The sequence below is a fragment of the Catenulispora rubra genome, assembly GCF_015356825.1.
In the GTDB taxonomy this organism is placed as follows: domain Bacteria; phylum Actinomycetota; class Actinomycetes; order Streptomycetales; family Catenulisporaceae; genus Catenulispora; species Catenulispora rubra.
Genome location: NZ_JAACYW010000791.1, coordinates 1 through 405 on the forward strand (window position 1 = coordinate 1; position 405 = coordinate 405).

The 405-nt window shown below is 69.4% G+C and carries 1 protein-coding gene; it reads right to left on the reverse strand.

Translation table 11 applies throughout. The features are described from left to right. Positions 1-285: hypothetical protein (locus GWK61_RS55440; RefSeq protein ID WP_194922397.1), on the reverse strand; the 285-nt coding region annotated here is incomplete at its 3' end. Positions 286-405 lie beyond the last annotated feature (120 nt).

Here is a 405-nt window from a genome sequence, read left to right on the forward strand (position 1 = left end):
GATGCGCACTGCGGTGGCTTCGGGCCGAGCCAGTGCGTGAACGGCTTCGAGCGTGCCAACCTGGTTCGCGGCGTCGACGGCGAGCGTGGTGCGTTCCAGGTCCAGGCCGGTCTTCTCGGCGCACCAGGTGACCCAGTGCGGAAGCAGAGCGAGCATCTCCCGGGTGTACTCCGGGATGAACTCGTCGGTGAGGAGCACGGCCACGGTGCGGATACGGTGCGGGGAACAGGCGTACCGCCATGCCGCGGGGTTGCCGGAGATCCACTGGTCGACGAGGGAGTACACCGAGTCCTGGTCCGGCAGGGGACCTCGGCCGTGCTGTCGGCACCAGCCAGCGAATCGGTCTGCCACTTCGACGATCTGCTCCGAGGTCGGCCGGTCCCGGGTCGGCTTCCGCCTGCGGCG